This window comes from Streptomyces sp. NBC_01635 (assembly GCF_045209715.1).
GTDB lineage: Bacteria > Actinomycetota > Actinomycetes > Streptomycetales > Streptomycetaceae > Streptomyces > Streptomyces hirsutus.
Map to the genome: position 1 here is coordinate 4,009,926 of NZ_CP109277.1, position 16,378 is coordinate 4,026,303.

13 protein-coding genes are annotated in these 16,378 nt (G+C 72.7%); 7 read left to right on the plus strand and 6 right to left on the minus strand.

What is annotated here, in order from left to right; translation table 11 throughout:
* Nucleotides 1-334 precede the first annotated feature (334 nt).
* Nucleotides 335-1,912: a sodium:solute symporter family protein gene (locus OHB56_RS18585; protein WP_406354530.1), complete on the plus strand. Its 1,578-nt coding sequence runs from the start codon at nucleotides 335-337 to the stop codon at nucleotides 1,910-1,912.
* Nucleotides 1,913-2,000: 88 nt separating this feature from the next.
* On the opposite strand, the gene OHB56_RS18590 is transcribed toward OHB56_RS18585, so the two are convergent.
* The 3 genes from OHB56_RS18590 to OHB56_RS18600 all read right to left on the minus strand — a co-directional run bounded on the left by OHB56_RS18590 (nucleotide 2,001) and on the right by OHB56_RS18600 (nucleotide 6,108).
* Nucleotides 2,001-3,137, minus strand: a complete 1,137-nt coding sequence (locus OHB56_RS18590) for an ADP-ribosylglycohydrolase family protein (protein WP_326753290.1) — start codon at nucleotides 3,135-3,137, stop codon at nucleotides 2,001-2,003.
* 166 nt (nucleotides 3,138-3,303) lie between these two features.
* Entirely contained in the window at nucleotides 3,304-5,583 is a 2,280-nt protein-coding gene (locus OHB56_RS18595; RefSeq protein ID WP_406354532.1) for a tetratricopeptide repeat protein, read from the minus strand.
* Between the two features lie 21 nt (nucleotides 5,584-5,604).
* Nucleotides 5,605-6,108, minus strand: a complete 504-nt coding sequence (locus OHB56_RS18600) for an ATP-binding protein (RefSeq protein ID WP_406354534.1) — start codon at nucleotides 6,106-6,108, stop codon at nucleotides 5,605-5,607.
* Nucleotides 6,109-6,289: 181 nt separating this feature from the next.
* On the opposite strand from OHB56_RS18600, the gene OHB56_RS18605 reads away from it, so the two are divergent.
* The gene (locus OHB56_RS18605; RefSeq protein WP_326753291.1) at nucleotides 6,290-6,751 is read left to right on the plus strand and encodes a prevent-host-death family protein; all 462 of its coding nucleotides are present in this window, start codon (nucleotides 6,290-6,292) and stop codon (nucleotides 6,749-6,751) included.
* Entirely contained in the window at nucleotides 6,748-7,101 is a 354-nt protein-coding gene (locus OHB56_RS18610; protein ID WP_326753292.1) for a hypothetical protein, read from the plus strand. The genes OHB56_RS18605 and OHB56_RS18610 overlap by 4 nt, the downstream gene beginning before the upstream one ends.
* Nucleotides 7,102-7,138: 37 nt before the next feature.
* Here the strand turns inward: OHB56_RS18610 and OHB56_RS18615 are convergent, their stop codons facing one another.
* The 3 genes from OHB56_RS18615 to OHB56_RS18625 form a co-directional block, all read right to left on the minus strand.
* Nucleotides 7,139-7,714 carry a hypothetical protein gene (locus OHB56_RS18615; protein ID WP_406354536.1) on the minus strand — a complete coding sequence of 192 codons (576 nt, stop codon included), beginning with the start codon at nucleotides 7,712-7,714 and terminating at the stop codon, nucleotides 7,139-7,141.
* A 118-nt stretch (nucleotides 7,715-7,832) separates the two neighbouring features.
* Nucleotides 7,833-10,436 (minus strand): bifunctional FO biosynthesis protein CofGH, encoded by a 2,604-nt coding sequence (locus OHB56_RS18620; RefSeq protein WP_326753293.1) that lies wholly within the window; start codon nucleotides 10,434-10,436, stop codon nucleotides 7,833-7,835.
* Between the two features lie 153 nt (nucleotides 10,437-10,589).
* The gene (locus OHB56_RS18625) at nucleotides 10,590-11,444 is read right to left on the minus strand and encodes an LLM class F420-dependent oxidoreductase (RefSeq protein WP_406354538.1); all 855 of its coding nucleotides are present in this window, start codon (nucleotides 11,442-11,444) and stop codon (nucleotides 10,590-10,592) included.
* A 368-nt stretch (nucleotides 11,445-11,812) separates the two neighbouring features.
* On the opposite strand from OHB56_RS18625, the gene OHB56_RS18630 reads away from it, so the two are divergent.
* From OHB56_RS18630 to OHB56_RS18645, 4 genes are all read left to right on the plus strand, one after another.
* Entirely contained in the window at nucleotides 11,813-11,947 is a 135-nt protein-coding gene (locus tag OHB56_RS18630; protein WP_406354540.1) for a hypothetical protein, read from the plus strand.
* Between the two features lie 12 nt (nucleotides 11,948-11,959).
* Nucleotides 11,960-12,376, plus strand: a complete 417-nt coding sequence (locus OHB56_RS18635) for a nitroreductase/quinone reductase family protein (protein ID WP_406354542.1) — start codon at nucleotides 11,960-11,962, stop codon at nucleotides 12,374-12,376.
* Between the two features lie 371 nt (nucleotides 12,377-12,747).
* Nucleotides 12,748-15,750 carry a BTAD domain-containing putative transcriptional regulator gene (locus OHB56_RS18640; protein ID WP_406354544.1) on the plus strand — a complete coding sequence of 1,001 codons (3,003 nt, stop codon included), beginning with the start codon at nucleotides 12,748-12,750 and terminating at the stop codon, nucleotides 15,748-15,750.
* Nucleotides 15,751-15,955: 205 nt separating this feature from the next.
* Entirely contained in the window at nucleotides 15,956-16,144 is a 189-nt protein-coding gene (locus tag OHB56_RS18645; protein ID WP_326753297.1) for a sigma-like protein, read from the plus strand.
* Nucleotides 16,145-16,378: the final 234 nt, after the last annotated feature.

Below are 16,378 nucleotides of genomic sequence, written 5' to 3' on the forward strand. Positions count from 1 at the left end.
GCCGAACGGACTTGAACGACTGCCCGGCGGAACGGGCGGGCGCGCTGTCCCCGCCGCCCCGCCGCCCCGGCCGTCGCGACGCTCGTAACCCGTGTGACGGCTCGCGCCCCTTCGCCAAAAGTTCAACATCATGAACGTCAGTCACCGACGTGAACATCTTTGCGTGCTCTTGACTCTCCACTTTCTTGTCGTGCCCACGCCTGCGCGCTCACGATAAGCGGGCACTTCGCGCCCTGCCGCAGACGCACCTCGGACCCACCGCACACTCACCCCGCTCGGGCGAAGTGCCAACCAGCTGAGCGGAGTTCACAAGGCGGACCCCGGAAGGGGGGACATGAACAGTCTCGACTGGTCGGTGCTCATCGGCTACTTCGCGGTGATGATCGCCATCGGTGTCTGGTCGCACAAGCGGGTGGACAACGTCAGTGACTTCTTCACGGCCGGCGGCAAGATGCCCTGGTGGCTCTCCGGCATCTCCCACCACATGTCGGGTTACAGCGCGGTGATGTTCACCGGCTACGCCGGCATCGCGTACACGTACGGTGTGACGTCCTTCGTCACCTGGTCCTTCCCCATCGCCCTCGGTATCGCCGTCGGGTCGAAACTGTTCGCCCCGCGGATCAACCGGCTGCGCTCCCGGCTCCATGTGGCGTCACCGCTGGAGTACCTCAAGAACCGCTACGACCTGAAGACCCAGCAGGCGCTGGCCTGGTCCGGCATGCTGCTGAAGATCGTGGACGTAGGCGCGAAGTGGGCGGCGATCGCCACCCTGCTGGCGGTGTTCACCGGTGTCTCGCTCAACGAAGGCATCCTCATCACCGGCGTGGTCACGGCGATCTACTGCACCATCGGCGGCCTGTGGGCCGACGCGCTGACGGAGTTGGGCCAGTTCGTCATCCAGCTCCTGGCCGGTATCGCCATGTTCGTCGCGGTGGTGGCCGAACTCGGCGACCACGGCGGCTTCTTCGGCGTGTGGGACGAGCCCGAGCTCCAGGGGCACGCGGAGCCGCTGGTCGGGCCGTACGGCACGATCTTCCTGCTGGCGTTCCTCTTCATCAAGCTGTTCGAGTACAACGGCGGCATGCTCAACCAGGCCCAGCGGTACATGGCCACGGCCACACCCCGCGAGGCGGAGCGCTCGGCGCGGCTCTCGGCGGTGCTGTGGCTGGTCTGGCCGCTGGTGCTGTTCTTCCCGATGTGGATGTCGCCGCTGCTCGTCGAGTCCCAGAAGGCGGACGGCTCCGACTCCTACGCCCTGATGACCGAACAGCTGCTGCCGCACGGCCTGTTGGGCCTGGTCATCGTGGGCTTCTTCTCCCACACGATGGCGATGTGCTCCTCGGACGCCAACGCCATCGCGGCCGTGTTCACCCGGGACGTCGCCCCGGTGCTGTCCGCGAGGGCGCGGCGGTGGAACGACCGGTCGGGCCTGGTCGCGGCCCGGGTGACGACCGTGGTCTTCCTCGGCCTGTCCATGGCGGTGGCGACCCAGGTCAACTCGCCGACGTTCAAGGACATCATCACCGTGGTCATCAAGTGGGTGGCCGGTCTGATGGGCCCGATCGCCATCCCGATGATGCTGGGTCTGCTGCGTCCGTTCCGCCGCTCGGGTCCGACCGCGGCGCTCACCAGCTGGTCCATGGGCCTGCTGGCCTTCTGGCTGGTGAACTACCCGATCGACTGGGCCGTCGAGGGGGGCGTGCCCCTGGAGTACCAGGTCTCGATCCCGCTCGCCGTCTCACTGATCCTGTACGTCCTGATCGGCTACGCGAAGCCGGAGGACACTCCGGAGCGGATGGCGGTCATCGAACGCATCAACACCGACGGCGACGACGGCTCCGCCGCGGCGGCGGTACCGGCCCCGGCGAAGGCCCCGGACGCGGCGTCCGCCCGGACACCGGACAGTCCCTGACCCTGGGGGCCTCTCGACGGCCTCTCGACGGCCTCTCGACGGCCTCTCGGAGCTTCTCGGGGGTCGCCCCGGCCGGGGGAGGGGAGCATCACCCGGTCAGGGCGCCTCCCGCCCCACGCGGGTAGCGCGCCAGCCAGGCCGGGGACGAGGCGGCCGGGCCGTGCAGGGCGGAGCCCTGGGTCATCTCCATGGCGAAGTCGTCGGCGAGTTCCAGGATCGTGGGGCGGCCCTCCAGTTCGGCCAGCCAGGCCGGCGGGAGGGCCGTTTCGCCGTGCAGGGCCCCCAGCAGCCCGCCGGTCAGCGCACCGGCCGCCGCGCTGGGCCCGTCCATGTTGACGGCGAGGCACAGCCCGTGCCGTATGTCCTCCCCCACCAGCGCGCAGTACACGGCGACGGCGACGAGTCCCTCGGCCGTCCCCGCCCCGGCGAGCCCCGCGATCCGCTCCGGCGTGGGCATCCCCTGCCGTACGGTTCCCAGCGCCTGCTGCAGGGCGTCCGACACCGGCTGGTGCCCCGGCCGTGCGGCCAGCAGCACGAGCGCCCGCTGCACCGCCGCGTCGAGGGTCTCGCCCCGGGCCAGACCGTGCACGATCACCGCGTACGCGCCGGCCGCGAGGTAGGCGGCCGGACGGCCGTGGGTCTGTGCCGCGCACTCCACGGCGAGCTGGGCGACGAGCTGCGGTTCCCAGCCGACGAGCAGCCCGAAGGGCGCCGAGCGGGCCGCCGCCTCGGGGCCCGCCTCGCCGGGGTTCTTGGGCGCCTCGGGCGTGCCCATGGTGTCGTCCCCGAGCCCGACCAGCAGCGCGCGGGTCGGGTCGCGGCGGGCGTAGAGCCACTCCTCGCGCGCGAGCCACCCATCCTCCTCGCGACGCTCGTCGGGCCCCCAGTCCCGCTGGGTCGTGGCCCAGCGCAGGTACGCGCGGTGCAGGTCGGTCGGCGGGTGCCAGGCCCCGGTGTCGCGCCGCACCTGGGCACGGATGAGGCCGTCCACGGAGAACAGGGTCATCTGGGTGAGGTGGGTGACGGCGCCGCGCCGGCCGTGAGCGGGGGCGGGTCCGGTGATCCCGGCGGCGCCGTGCGCCTGCCGGATCGCGTCGATGTCCTGCCCGTCCACGGGCGTGCCCAGCGCGTCCCCGAGGGCCACGCCGAGCAGCGTCCCGCGCACCCGGCTGCGGAAGTCCTGCTGCTCGCGGCGCCCCCAGACGGGCCCGGCAGTCGCATCCACCCAGACCTCCCGGACACCGTGCGTACGTGCGACGCCAAGCACTGTATGCGAACGGGGACGGTCGGTTCAGGGCACGGAGAGGTATGGGAGCAGTGACCGAAGTGACCGACCTGACCACACCTGGTCACCTACGCCCGGCCTCGTACGGTGTCCGGGGCCGAGTGCGTCAGAGGGGGGCCGGGCCGCGCTCCGGACCGTGCGCGGAATCGTGCGCGGGAGGGTGCGCGGGAGGGTGCGCGGAATCGTCGAGACGGCGCCGGGCCTCGTCGCGCTGGGTCCGTGCCCACGCGTACGACGGGCTCTGCTCCAGGGCGCGGTCCAGGTCGGCGAGCGCCTCCGTGTGGCGGCCGAGGCGGGAGAGGGTCACGCCCCTGCTCGCGTACGCCGACGTGTACGCGGGGTCCAGGGCCAGGGCCCGGTCGAAGTGGACGAGGGCTTCCGCGTCGCGGTCCGCGGCGCGCAGGGCGTCGCCGCGTTCGCAGTGCGCCCAGGGCGAGTCGGGCTGCAGCAGGACCGCGCGGTCCAGGTCGGCGAGCTGCCGGGCCGGGTCACCGAGCTCCCGCCAGGCGCGGGCCCGGCGGATGAGGGCCCAGGGGTAGTCCGGCTGGAGTTCCAGGGCACGGTCCAGGTCGGCGAGCGCGGCGGCCGGGTTACCGAGGGCGAGGCGAGTCGCACCGAGGGAGGCCCAGGCGTAGGAGTGCGCCGGGTCCAGGGACAGCGCCTTGCGGAGATCCCGCAGCGCGGCCGGATACACCTGGCGGGCCCGGTGGTACTCCCCCATCAGGGCGAAGGTCCCGGAGTCGTCGGGGGCGAGGCCGGCGGCCTGCCGCAGGTGGACGAGGGCGGTGGCGTAGTCGCCCCGGGCGGCCAGGGCGACGGCCTGACTCCGGCGGATGCGGGCCGCGGTCGCCGGGGGCAGCTCGACGTCCCACCAGCCGGACGGCTCCCGCTCTCCCGCGTCCGCGTCCACATCCGCGTCCACGTCCACGTCCGCGTCCATGGCCATGTCCTGCGCACTGTCCGGTACCGCCCCGACCGGCTCCCCACCGGCGGGTGCCGCGCCCCCGGGTGCCGCCCCGACCGGCACAGGGCCGGCCGTGACGGCACCGGGCAGCGAACCCTGGAACGGCCCCGCGGTCCGCGGCGCCTCTCCGGGCGACGCCTCCTCGGGCGGCCGGGCCTGTGGCGGCGCCGCTGCGGGCGTCCCGGTCCGGTTCACCCGGGCTGACAGCAGGTCCCTGTCGTCCTCCGCCGCCGGCCGTGGGCGCAGGCGTCGGACCGCATCCATCGCGTCGCGGGGGAGCACGTCCGGGGGCGCGAGCGGTGGCGGGCTCGGAAGCCGGTCCAGCAACCGGACCATGACGGCGTGCGTGCCGCCCGCGTCGAGGGCCTCCGACAACTCCCGGCCCCATCGGGCCACTGCCTCGAGGCCCGCGTCCCGCCCCGCGTCCTCCAGGAGCCGTGTCCATCGCCCCGCTACGGACTCGCCCTGGTCGCAGGCCTCGACGAGGTCGCGCAACGCCTGCGCCGGCACGGACCGCTCCCGTGCGCACAGCAGGTGGTACGACTCCGCGAGCCGCAGTTCCCGCCACTCCTCGTCGGCCCACAGCTCCGCGGTGTCCCGTCCTGCCTCGACCTCCTCGCGCCACCGCCGGAAGACCGCCGCCAGCCGCCGTTGCCGCTCGGCCCACCCGCGCGGAAACCAGGTGCGCTGCATGCGGAGCATGGGCGCGCGGACGACGTCGTGGTACCGGAGTCGCGACGCCTGCTCACCGATGAAGGGAAGTCCCCTCAACCATCCGTACAGCTCGTCCAGTTGGCCGTCGCCGCACTCCCTCTCGGCCTCGCTCCCTTCCAGGACGGCCCCGAACACGTCGGCGTCCAGCCACCGGGGCAGTGCGCCCGCGAGGGCGGCGGCCCTGCGCACGGGGTCCTGCTCCCACTTCAGGAACCGGTCGACCGCCGTGACGCTGGGGTCCTCCACGTCGTCGGGGCCGGTGGGCCGGCTCTCGGCGAGGGTCGACACCAGGACCGGCAGCCCGCCGGTGAGCCGGAGCACCTCGGCGACGACCGGGTCGGCGACGACGCCCCGTGCCGCGAGCAGTCCGCGTACCTCCGCCTCCGTGAACGGTGCGAGCGGGAGGGCGGTCATGTGGTCCGCGAACCCGCTCCACCGGGCGGGATCGGCACGGCGCTGGCCGGCGGTCACCACGACGATCGTGGCGGGGAGCAGGCCGTGGCGGTCGGTCGTCATGAGGTCGTGCAGCCAGCCGTCGAGGAAGCGGCCGGTCTGCTCGTAGGTGTCGAGGAGGAGAACGGCCCACGGCACGTCCGCAGCGGCGTCGGACAGCTCGTCGACCAGGACCGGGGTGAGGGCACTCTCCGGAGACAGGACGAGCTGCACGTCCTCGTGACTGCGGAAGCGCGCGCTCAGTCCGGCCCGCAAACGGTCGGCTCCCTGGGCCAGTTAGGCGGGGTCGAGGACGCCCGCGAAGGGGCCGACGCCGGGAACCATGCCGAGCCCGGCCAGTCCGGCCCGCGCGACGGCCATGCTTCCGGCCGACGGAGTTCCCTCCGCTTCCGGGGCCAGTGCGGCGAGCGCGGCCGCCTCCGCCTCGTGGAGCCGCTCGCGGTGACTGACGAGCAGGCGCTCCAAAGTCTTGAACCGGTGTCCTTGAGCGGCGAACTGACGGCACATCATTTCCAGTGCCTCCGGGACGCTCCCCGCGCTCTCGTCGACGTATGCCGTCAGCGCGCCGCGCTCCCGCGCGATCTGCTCGAACTCCCGGACCAGAAAGGTCTTCCCGACGCCGGCGTTGCCGTGCACGTGGAACAGGAACCGGTGCCGCTCGTCCTCGGGCGGGGTGTCGAAGTTCGCCCGGAACAGGTCCAGTTCGGCACTACGGGCCACCAGTCCGGCACGCCGGCGCCGCTGGATCAACTCCTGCATGGACAGTCGCCCCTGCGCCACCCGTACGCCCCTTCACCCCGAGACCGACGGGCCCATTCTGACCCACCGCCCCCCGGACCGCGGGCTGCCGCAGGGAGAAGAAACCCGCCATGTCCACCACCACTCCACGCGTCGCGCGGACTCGACGAGGGCTGACGCCGTCGATTGACTTCGGAATACGTTCCGAAGTATGGTTTCCTGTATGTCCACTCCCACGGTCGCCTTCTCCGAGCTCTCGAAGAACTCGAGACGGGTCGCCGAAACGCTCGATCGGGCCCACCGTGTGCACATCACACGTCGGGACGGCGAAGACCTCTACCTGACCACAGCCCGCCATGACCAACAGCGCGAGGAAACCGCGGACGTCACGGCCCGCCTCCTCGCTGCCCTCGTTCGCAGCGATGCCGGCGAGCGGGCCATACTGCGCGCGCTCCCCTCGGTCTTCCCCTGGGTCCGTCACCTGTCCACGGAAGAACTGCAGCAGCTCGTGACCGACCTCATCGACGCCACGCACGACGTCGCCCAGCTGGACATTCACAGCGAACTCCACCGCGTCATCGTCGAATGGCGAGCGACGGCCCGCATCCTCGCCGACCCCGAACTGACCGCGCAGCTCACCCGTCGGCTGCCGGACGAGGACCACGGCGAGGTGACCGCGCCGTGACCCCGAAGCGTGGCGACGATGTCGCCCCGCCCTCCGTGGGTGACGAATGGCACCTGCGGTTCGCGACGAACGAGGCAGCGAAAGGATGGGGCGAGCTGGGTGCGGAGGCGCCGGGAAACACGCGGCGCTGTTTCGAGGCCCTGCGCACTGATCCGTTGTCCCGGGCCGACCTCGATCGTCAGCACCGGCTGCGCGGCCGACTGGCCACGGGCAACCTTCGCGGCCAGGACTTGGCCCAGTGGGAGTACGAGGTGACAGCGGGCGGCCGGGTTCGCTACCTCGTTGACGAAGAGCGCCGGACGGTCCACCTCGTGTACGCGTCCACCCGGCATCCCAGGGACACCGACTGATCGCCCACGGCGGCATCGGATCGGCCGGGGTCTGCCGCTATTCGACGACCCGGACCGTCGTGCCCGTGGTGCCGAAGGTCCACAGGGCCTCGCCATCGTCCTTGGCCACGCGGATGCCGCCGGTCTGACGGCCTTCGGCGGGTGGGGGCGAGGAGCCGTCGACGGCGTTGGAGAAGGCGATGGAGACGCCGGACTTCGCGGTGAAGTACATGATGTGCTCGATGTCCACGCCGTCGCTGCCGGTCGTGGCCTCGCTGCGGGTGCCGATCGTGTACGTACCGGGGTCGGGGTCGACCGTGCCCGGCCAGACCTCGAAGGAGCGGCGGGGGGCGTCGCTGGCGTCGACCAGCCACACCTGCTGGGTGTCGAGGGAGTAGACGATGCGGCGGCCGGTGCCGGAGCCGGCCGGGACCGCCGACGCGTCCGCCCTCTTCTCCTTCTCCTTCGGTTCGGCGGACGGTTTCGCGTCCGCCGTCGCCGGTGTGCTCGGGCGGCTCGTGGACGCGGTGGGCTTCGTCCCCTGGTCCGCCTGGACACCCAGGACCGCCACTACGGCTATCGCCCCCGTGGTCAGCCCGGTCACCCAGGCCCACGAAGGAAGACGGGCAGGCACCGGTACGCATCTCCTAGGTGTGGCGGAGTTCCGCCCCCTCGAACCGGGGGCCAGATCATCGTACTGCCCGGTCTGCCTCGGCTCCCCCCTCGAGAGCCCCGTTCCCGTCCGTCTCCGCTCACTCCCGGCCTCGGTCCAGCACCGGCAGCAGTTCCGGCAGGTGGCCGTCCGAGGCGCGGGCCGCCTGCTGCCGTTCCTCGGAGACCTCGCCGTACAGGGTGGTGCGGGGCCTGGCCGGGCGGCCTGCCGCCTCCGCCACCGCGATCAGGTCCTTGACGGACTTGTACGAGCCGTAGGAGGAGCCCGCCATGCGGGAGATGGTCTCCTCCATGAGGGTGCCGCCGAGGTCGTTGGCGCCGGAGCGGAGCATCTCCGCCGCGCCCTCCGCGCCCAGTTTCACCCAGCTGGTCTGGATGTGGGGGATGTGCGGGTGGAGGAGGAGGCGGGCCATCGCCGTGACCGCGCGGTTGTCGCGGGTCGTCGGGCCGGGGCGGGCGATGCCTGCCAGGTAGACGGGGGCGTTGGTGTGGATGAAGGGGAGGGTGACGAACTCCGTGAAACCGCCGGTGCGCTGCTGGATGCCGGCCAGGGTGCGCAGGTGCCCCAGCCAGTGGCGGGGCTGGTCGACGTGGCCGTACATCATCGTCGAGGAGGAGCGGATGCCCAGGTCGTGGGCCGTCTCGACGACCTCGATCCAGGTGGCCGCCGGAAGTTTTCCCTTGGTCAGGATCCAGCGGACCTCGTCGTCGAGGATCTCCGCCGCCGTGCCGGGGACGGTGTCCAGGCCGGCCTCCTGGGCGGCGGTCAGCCATTCGCGGATCGACAGGCCGGTGCGGGTGGCGCCGTTGACCACCTCCATCGGGGAGAAGGCGTGCACGTGCATGCCGGGGACGCGTTCCTTCACCGCCTTCGCGATGTCGAAGTACGCCGTGCCGGGCAGGTCGGGGTGGATGCCGCCCTGCATGCAGACCTCCACCGCGCCCACGTCCCACGCCTGCTGGGCGCGGTCGGCCACCTGGTCCAGGGAGAGCGTGTAGGCGTCGGCGTCCGTGCGGCGCTGCGCGAAGGCGCAGAAACGGCAGCCGGTGTAGCAGACGTTGGTGAAGTTGATGTTGCGGGTGACGATGTAGGTGACGTCGTCGCCGACCGCCGCCTTCCGCACGTCGTCCGCGATCCGGCACAGGGCGTCCAGCGCCGGGCCGTCGGCGTGCAGGAGGGCGAGGGCCTCGTCGTCGGTCAGCCGGGTCGGGTCGTCGGCCGCCGTCGCCAGGGCCTGGCGTACGTCGGTGTCGATGCGCTCGGGCCGCATGCCGGGGACGGCGGCCTCGCGCAGGGCGCCCCAGTCGCCGTACACCTCGTCGAAGTCGTCGCGGCGGTCGCCGGTGCGGCCCTCGGTGTCGATGGTGCGGTGCAGGTCGGTGCGGCCGGTGGCGGTGAACGCCTCGTCCGGCTCCTGCCAGGGCAGCCCCTCCGGGAGGACACCGGAGCGCGCCAGGCCCGTGGCCGGGTCGGCGAGCGCCGCCACGTGCGGGCGCAGCCGCGGGTCCAGCCAGGGCTCGCCGCGCCGGACGAACTCCGGGTAGACGCAGAGACGTTCCCTCAGCTCGAAGCCCGCCGAGCGGGACCGTTCGACGAGTTCGTCGATCTGCGGCCAGGGGCGTTCGGGGTTCACGTGGTCGATGGTGAGCGGGGAGACACCGCCCCAGTCGTCGATGCCCGCCGCGATCAGCCGCTCGTACTCGGAGTCGACGAGGTTGGGCGGGGCCTGGATGCAGGCGGTGGGGCCGAGGACGTGCCGGGCGACGGCGACCGCGGCGATCAGCGCGTCGAGTTCCGCGTCCGGCATGCCGCGCATCGCGGTGTCCGGCTTGGCGCGGAAGTTCTGGATGATCAGTTCCTGGATGCCGTGATGGGCCCGGGAGACCTTCCGCAGCGCGAAGAGGGACTCGGCGCGCTCCTCGTACGTCTCCCCGATGCCGATGAGGACGCCCGACGTGAAGGGGACCGAGGAGCGGCCGGCGTCCTCCAGGACGCGCAGGCGGACGGCGGGTTCCTTGTCCGGTGAACCGTGGTGCGGGCCGCCGGGCTCGGACCACAGGCGGGTCGCGGTGGTCTCCAGCATCATGCCCATGGACGGCGCGACCGGCTTGAGGCGCTGGAAGTCGGTCCAGGTCAGCACGCCCGGGTTCAGATGGGGCAGCAGGCCCGTCTCCTCCAGGATGCGGATGGAGATGGCACGGACGTACGCGATCGTGTCGTCGTAGCCGTGCGCGTCGAGCCACTCGCGCGCCTCGGGCCAGCGGTCCTCGGGCTTGTCGCCGAGGGTGATGAGGGCTTCCTTGCAGCCGAGGGCGGCGCCCTTGCGGGCGACGTCGAGCACCTCGTCCGGCGACATGAACATCCCGTGCCCGGCGCGGCGCAGCTTGCCGGGCACGGTGACGAACGTGCAGTAGTGGCACTTGTCCCGGCACAGCCGGGTCAGCGGGACGAAGACGCTCTTCGAATACGTGATCACTCCGGGCCGGCCCGCGGCCAGGAGGCCCGCGTCCCGGACCCGGGCGGCCGAGGCGCACAGGTCCTCCAACTGCTCACCGCGCGCCTGGAGCAGAACGGCCGCCTCGGTGACGTCGAGGGAGACACCGTCCCGTGCTCGTTTGAGGGCGCGGCGCAGGGAGTTCTCGGTCGGGCCGGTTCCGGAGGTCGCGGATGCCGATGTCGTCATTCCTTGAGGATACGTTCGGGGTGATCAGGGCAAAGAGGGACCCGTGGAGGGGGGTGGGGGTGCTCATCGGCCGTCGTCGTCCGACGCCGTCCGCCGTCCGTCGTCCGACGCCGTCACCGGACCACCCCACCGGACCACGTCACCGGCACCACGTCACCGGGCGTCGACGAACGGCTGGTACGCGTCCAGCGCCCGCAGTACCCCCGCCTCCCCCTCCGGTGGCAGCTGCACCACGACCTCCTCGATCCCCAGCCCGGCGTAGTGGGCGAGCTTGTCCGGGGTGGGCCGGACCGCGTACGGCACGACCTGGAGGTCGCCGGGGTCACGGCCGGCGTCGGCCCAGGCGGTGCGCAGCGCGGGCAGGGACTCGGACAGGCCGCGTCCGCCGATCGGCAGCCAGCCGTCGGCGTACGCGCAGATGTGCGTGAACAGTTTCGGCCCGGCCGCCCCGCCGACCAGGGTGCGCGGTCCGACGACCGGACCGCGCGGCTTCCGGACCGGCTTGGGATACGCGAAGCTGGCCCGGACACTGCCGAACTCGCCTTCGTACGCGGTCGGTTCCTCCGTCCAGAGAGCCCGCATCAGGCCCATCCGGTCCCGGACCAGCTCACGCCGCGTCCGCCATTCCACCCCGTGGTCGGCGGCCTCCTCGACGTTCCAGCCGAAGCCGACCCCGAGGGTGAACCGGCCGCCGGAGAGGTGGTCGAGGGTCGCGACCTGCTTGGCCAGGTCGATCGGGTCGTGCTGCGCGGCGAGCGTGATGCCGGTGCCGATGCCGAGCCGCTCGGTGACGGCCGCGGCCTGCCCGAGCGCGACGAACGGGTCCAGGGTGCGGGTGTACTCCCGGGGCAGCTCGACGCCCGCCGGGTACGGCGTGGTCCGCTCGACGGGGATGTGCGTGTGCTCGGGCAGATACAGCCCCGCGTACCCGCGCTGCTCCAGCTCGGGGGCGAGCCGGGTGGGGGTGATCGTCTCGTCGGTGAGGAAGATCGTGACGGCTATGCGCATGAGCGGCCTTTCGTACGCGGACGACGGACTCATCAATACCCGGGACCGGCCCATCTGTCCATACCGACTGGTCGGAATTGCCCCGGAGGCGCGAAGGCCGACCAGCGGAATCCCCCGCCGGACCTACCGACTCCCTTTCCTCATAAGAAATTTCACTGCCCAATACCAGAGTCGTACCGCGTCACCCCCGCGTCACCCCCGCACCACTCCGCACCACTCCGCACCACCCCCGCCCAGCCATCCGCCCCGCCCTACGCCCTGTCATCACACGACGCCCCGGGAGCAGCGGCATGTGCGAGGAGCACCGGAACACCGGGACCGGACGGCGCACCGTCTTCCTGACGGGGGGCCGCCCTTACGCCGGAAGCGTGACCTTCGCTTCCGCGGCGAAACGCGTCGACCGGCGGGCCCGCCGCCCGCCGCCCGGCGTCCTGGCCGTGTTCACCCATCCGGTCTTCCCGGGCCGCCGGCAGGCCCTGACAGGAGTGCGGCGGCGGTTTTAGACTTCCAGGACCATGAGCCGTCACGCCGAACGCAAGTACCGGGCGGTCACCGCCGTCCAGCGCAGGATCGGCAACCCCGTCCTGCGCCGACTCCCGTTCCAGACCCTGCTGGAGACCACGGGCCGGGTGTCCGGGCTGCCGCGCCGCACTCCGCTGGGCGGGCGGCGGGTCGGGGACGCGTTCTGGCTGGTGTCGGAGTTCGGCGAGCGGTCCCAGTACGTCCGCAACATCCGCGCGAATCCCCGGGTGCGGGTCCGCATCCGGGGCCGTTGGCACACCGGCACCGCGCACCCGCTGCCCGACGACGACCCCCTCGCCCGCCTGCGCACCCTGCCCCGCGGGAACAGCCTCGCGGTGCGGGTGATGGGGGCGGAGCTGCTGACGGTACGGGTGGACCCGGACGACCGGGGCGGCCTCCGCCCCGCGTAGCCGACCGTGCGCGTCGGACCCGCACCACTGCCGCCCGGCTGTCCGGCCGTCGCAGGCGCACGCACGCCCGGCAGGGCGAGCCGGTGGGGCGCGGACGGCACGGAACACCGCGACACCGCGACACTTTCCTGACGGCACGTCAACCATGTGGGAACAGAAGGGAAAACGGGCCGGAGGCGGGCCCGTGGCGGTGGCGTTGCGCGCGCACGTCACCGCCACGCCCGCGTAACGTCCGTGCGCACGTGTACGCAGAAGGTGTGGGGCCTTGCGGACCGTGCGCGCGCCCGTGTGACCGCCGTCTCGCACGGCTGCCGCATCCGTCACGGACAAGGCAGACTGGCGTGGTTGTTGAGGATGCATAGGGGGACTGCATGGACGGTGCACCGCGAGTGCCGGAGCAGCGGCGTCCCGGTTCGCCGACGGGGACGTCGGCATCGCCGAAGTCGCCGGTGGATCCAGGGCCGTTGGAGTCGCCGGAGCCGTCGGTGCTGCGCTTCAGCGTGCTCGGCCCGGTGCGCGCCTGGCGTGACGGTGAGCCCGTCGCCACCGGCAGTCCGCAGCAACGCGCCCTGCTCGCCGCCCTGTTGCTCCGCGAGGGGCGTACGGCGACGGCGGCCGAGCTGATCGACGCCCTGTGGGGCGAGGAGCCCCCCGCGCAGGCCCTGGCCGCGGTCCGCACGTACGCCTCCCGGCTGCGGAAGGCGCTGGGGCCCGGCGTCCTGGTCAGCGAGTCCGGCGGGTACGCGGTGCGCGGGACGGGCGAGGACGCGTTGGACGTCGGGATGGCGCAGGGGCTGGCCGCCGATGCCGAGCGGGCGAAGCACGGCGGGGACCTGCGCGCGTCCCGTGCGCTCCTGGACCGCGCCCTCGCGCTGTGGGACGGCGAGACGCTGGCGGGTGCGCCGGGCCCGTACGCACAGGCGCAGCGGGTACGGCTGGAGGAGTGGCGGCTCCAACTCTCGGAGACGCGGCTGGACATGGACCTGAAGCAGGGCTGCCACGCGGAGGCCGTCTCGGAACTGACGGCGCTCACGGCGACGCACCCGCTGCGCGAACGCCTGCGCGAGCTGCTGATGCTGGCGCTGTACCGCAGCGGCCGCCAGGCGGAGGCGCTGGCGGTGTACGCGGACACCCGCCGTCTGCTCGCCGATGAACTGGGCGTGGACCCGCGTCCCGGCCTCCAGGAACTCCAGCAGCGCATCCTGCGGGCGGATCCCCGCCTGGCGGAGCCCTCCTCCCCCGCGCCGCCCGAGCCGGCCGCCACCCCGGTCCGGCCCGCCCAGCTTCCGGCCACGGTGCCCGACTTCACCGGCCGCGCGTCCTTCGTCCGCGAACTCGGCGCGCTCCTCGCCTCGGCCGAGGGCCGGGTGATGGCGGTGTCCGCGCTGGCCGGAATAGGCGGCGTCGGCAAGACGACCCTCGCCGTGCACGTCGCCCACCAGGCGCGGGCCGTGTTCCCCGACGGCCAGCTGTACGTCGACCTCCAGGGCGCGGGCGCCCGGGCGGCCGAGCCGGAGACGGTGCTCGGCTCCTTCCTGCGCGCCCTGGGTACGGCGGACTCGGCGATCCCGGACTCCCTGGAGGAGCGGGCGGCGCTGTACCGGTCGGTGCTGGACGGACGCCGGGTCCTGGTGCTGCTGGACAACGCCCGCGACGCGGCACAGGTGCGTCCGCTGCTGCCCGGCACTCACGGGTGTGCGGCGCTGATCACGGCGCGGGTGCGGATGGTGGACCTGGCCGGTGCCCATCTGGTCGACCTGGACGTGCTGTCCCCCGACGAGGCGCTGGCACTCTTCACCAGGATCGTCGGCGAGGAGAGGGTCGCCTCGGAGCGGCAGGCCGCCCTGGACGTGGTCGCGGCGTGCGGCTTCCTGCCGCTGGCGATCCGCATCGCGGCGTCCCGGCTGGCGGCCCGCCGCACCTGGACGGTCTCGTCCCTCGTGGCCAAGCTGGCGGACGAGCGCCGCCGCCTGGACGAACTCCAGGCCGGCGACCTCGCGGTCAAGGCCACCTTCGAGCTGGGCTACGGGCAACTGGAGCCGGTCCAGGCCCGCGCCTTCCGGCTCCTGGGCCTGGCGGACGGCCCGGACATCTCGCTCGCCGCGGCGGCGGCGGTCCTCGACCTCCCGCCGGGGGACACGGAGGACCTCCTGGAATGCCTGGTGGACACCTCCCTGCTGGAATCGGCGGCCCCCGGCCGCTACCGCCTCCACGACCTGGTGCGCCTCTACGCGCGTGCGTGCGCGGAACGGGACGAGCGGCCGGGCGAGCGGGAGGCGGCACTGTCGCGGTTGCTGGACTTCTACCTGGCCACGGCGGCGCAGGTCTTCGCGATGGAACGACCGGGTGACCGGCTCATCGATCATCTCGAGCCGACTCAGTACGAAGGACTGCGGTTCGGCGACCGGCAGGACGCGCTCGACTGGCTGTACTCGGAAGCCGGCTCCCTCCTCTCGAGCGCGCGGCAGGCTTTCCAGGACGGCAGGCTCCGCCGGGGCGTGGACCTGTTGTGGGCCGCCAAGGACCTGGGCGAATCGGGGGCGAACTCGAAGCAGTACGCATCGGCCGCGGTCGCCGCCAAGGAGGCGGCGCGGTCGGCGGGAGACCGCCGGGCCGAGGGCAGGGCGCGCACGGCACTGATCAACGTGCATCTCGTCGCGGGCCGGTACGACGAGGCCGAGGAGGAGGCGAGCCGGGCCGTGGAGCTGGCACGGGCGGTCGGGGACTTCACCCCCCTCTACTGGGCCAGCAACGACCGGGGGATCATCGCGTTGATCCAAGGGCGCAACAACGACGCGGAGACCCACCTCCTGACCGCCATCGACGGATCGAGGAACGACGGAAACGCTCCCCTCGAGGCGAGCGCACTGTGCAACCTCTCCCGCGTTCGTCTCGCCATGGGGAACACCTCGCACGCCATAGGGCTCGCGCGGGAGGGCATCCGCATATACGACCGGCTGGGCCTGACCCTTCGCCTCGCGAACGCCCGGTACGCGCTGGGGTTGGCGTACACCTCGGCCGGGCGCGCTTCCGAGGCGCTCACGGAACTGACCGAGGCGCTGAGGATGTTCCGGGCGAACCGGCAACGGCTCTGGGAAGGGACGACCCACTTCCGCATCGCCCAGGCGTACCTCACCGCGCACCTGCCCGCCAACGCGGCACAACACGCCGAGCAGGCACTCGCCGTCGGCTGCATCGGGGGCGACCGGATACGGGCCGGCGTCCTCACGACGCTCGGCGAGTCCCTCGACGCGCTGGGGCAGGCGGACCGCGCACGCGCCTGCTGGCGAGAGGCCCTGTCCTGGTACGAGGAGACCGGGGCCGCGGAAGCCGCAGGAGTCCGGGCACGACTCGGCTCGGCGTCCGCGGCCTGAGGACCCTCTCCCCAGGGCGCGTTCATCGAATGTTTATGCCGCACCGCGAGACTGAGCTCGCTGATCCGCCGCGTCGGGGGGCAGGCGGGTCGGCCGGGCGCACCACCCAAGGTGACAGCCCGAACCGTCCCTGTCCGGCGGCCCGCGGGGGAGTCGCCGGACGGGGACGCCCAGAACTTCAATCGACACGGGGAGAGACCGCAGCATGAGCGACGCCGAGAAGAACCAGAACGAAGAGATCACCACGCTGGACAACCACGCACCCGCTCCGCCGGCGGACGGGAAGATCACCACGCTGGACAACCACGCGCCCGCCCCGCCGGCGGACGGGAAGATCACCACACTGGACAACCACGCGCCCGCCCCGCCCGCCCCGGACCTCGGCGGCAAGTAGCCGTCCTCCCGCGCGGGCATCGGCCGCGACGGCCCGGAGGGGAGCCGTCGCGGCCTGCGCGTGTCCGCCGGGGTTTCCGGTCGAACCCGGACGTGAACCGTTCGAAGCGCTCGGACGATCGGCTCCGCCTGTCCTGACGTCACTTCCTGTACGGATCCGCTCTCCTCATGGGAGCCCTGGTACCCCGTACCCCGTACCGGGAAGGTCCTCGCCACCACCGCCCCGGCCCTCGCC

What these genes read in the sequence shown, in the direction of transcription:
- OHB56_RS18585 (WP_406354530.1), top strand. Translation starts at nt 335, where the DNA reads ATGAACAGTCTCGACTGGTCGGTGCTCATCGGCTACTTCGCGGTGATG.
- OHB56_RS18605 (WP_326753291.1), top strand. Translation starts at nt 6,290, where the DNA reads ATGTCCACTCCCACGGTCGCCTTCTCCGAGCTCTCGAAGAACTCGAGA.
- OHB56_RS18620 (WP_326753293.1), bottom strand. Translation starts at nt 10,436, where the DNA reads ATGACGACATCGGCATCCGCGACCTCCGGAACCGGCCCGACCGAGAAC.
- OHB56_RS18625 (WP_406354538.1), bottom strand. Translation starts at nt 11,444, where the DNA reads ATGCGCATAGCCGTCACGATCTTCCTCACCGACGAGACGATCACCCCC.
- OHB56_RS18635 (WP_406354542.1), top strand. Translation starts at nt 11,960, where the DNA reads ATGAGCCGTCACGCCGAACGCAAGTACCGGGCGGTCACCGCCGTCCAG.
- OHB56_RS18640 (WP_406354544.1), top strand. Translation starts at nt 12,748, where the DNA reads ATGGACGGTGCACCGCGAGTGCCGGAGCAGCGGCGTCCCGGTTCGCCG.
- OHB56_RS18645 (WP_326753297.1), top strand. Translation starts at nt 15,956, where the DNA reads ATGAGCGACGCCGAGAAGAACCAGAACGAAGAGATCACCACGCTGGAC.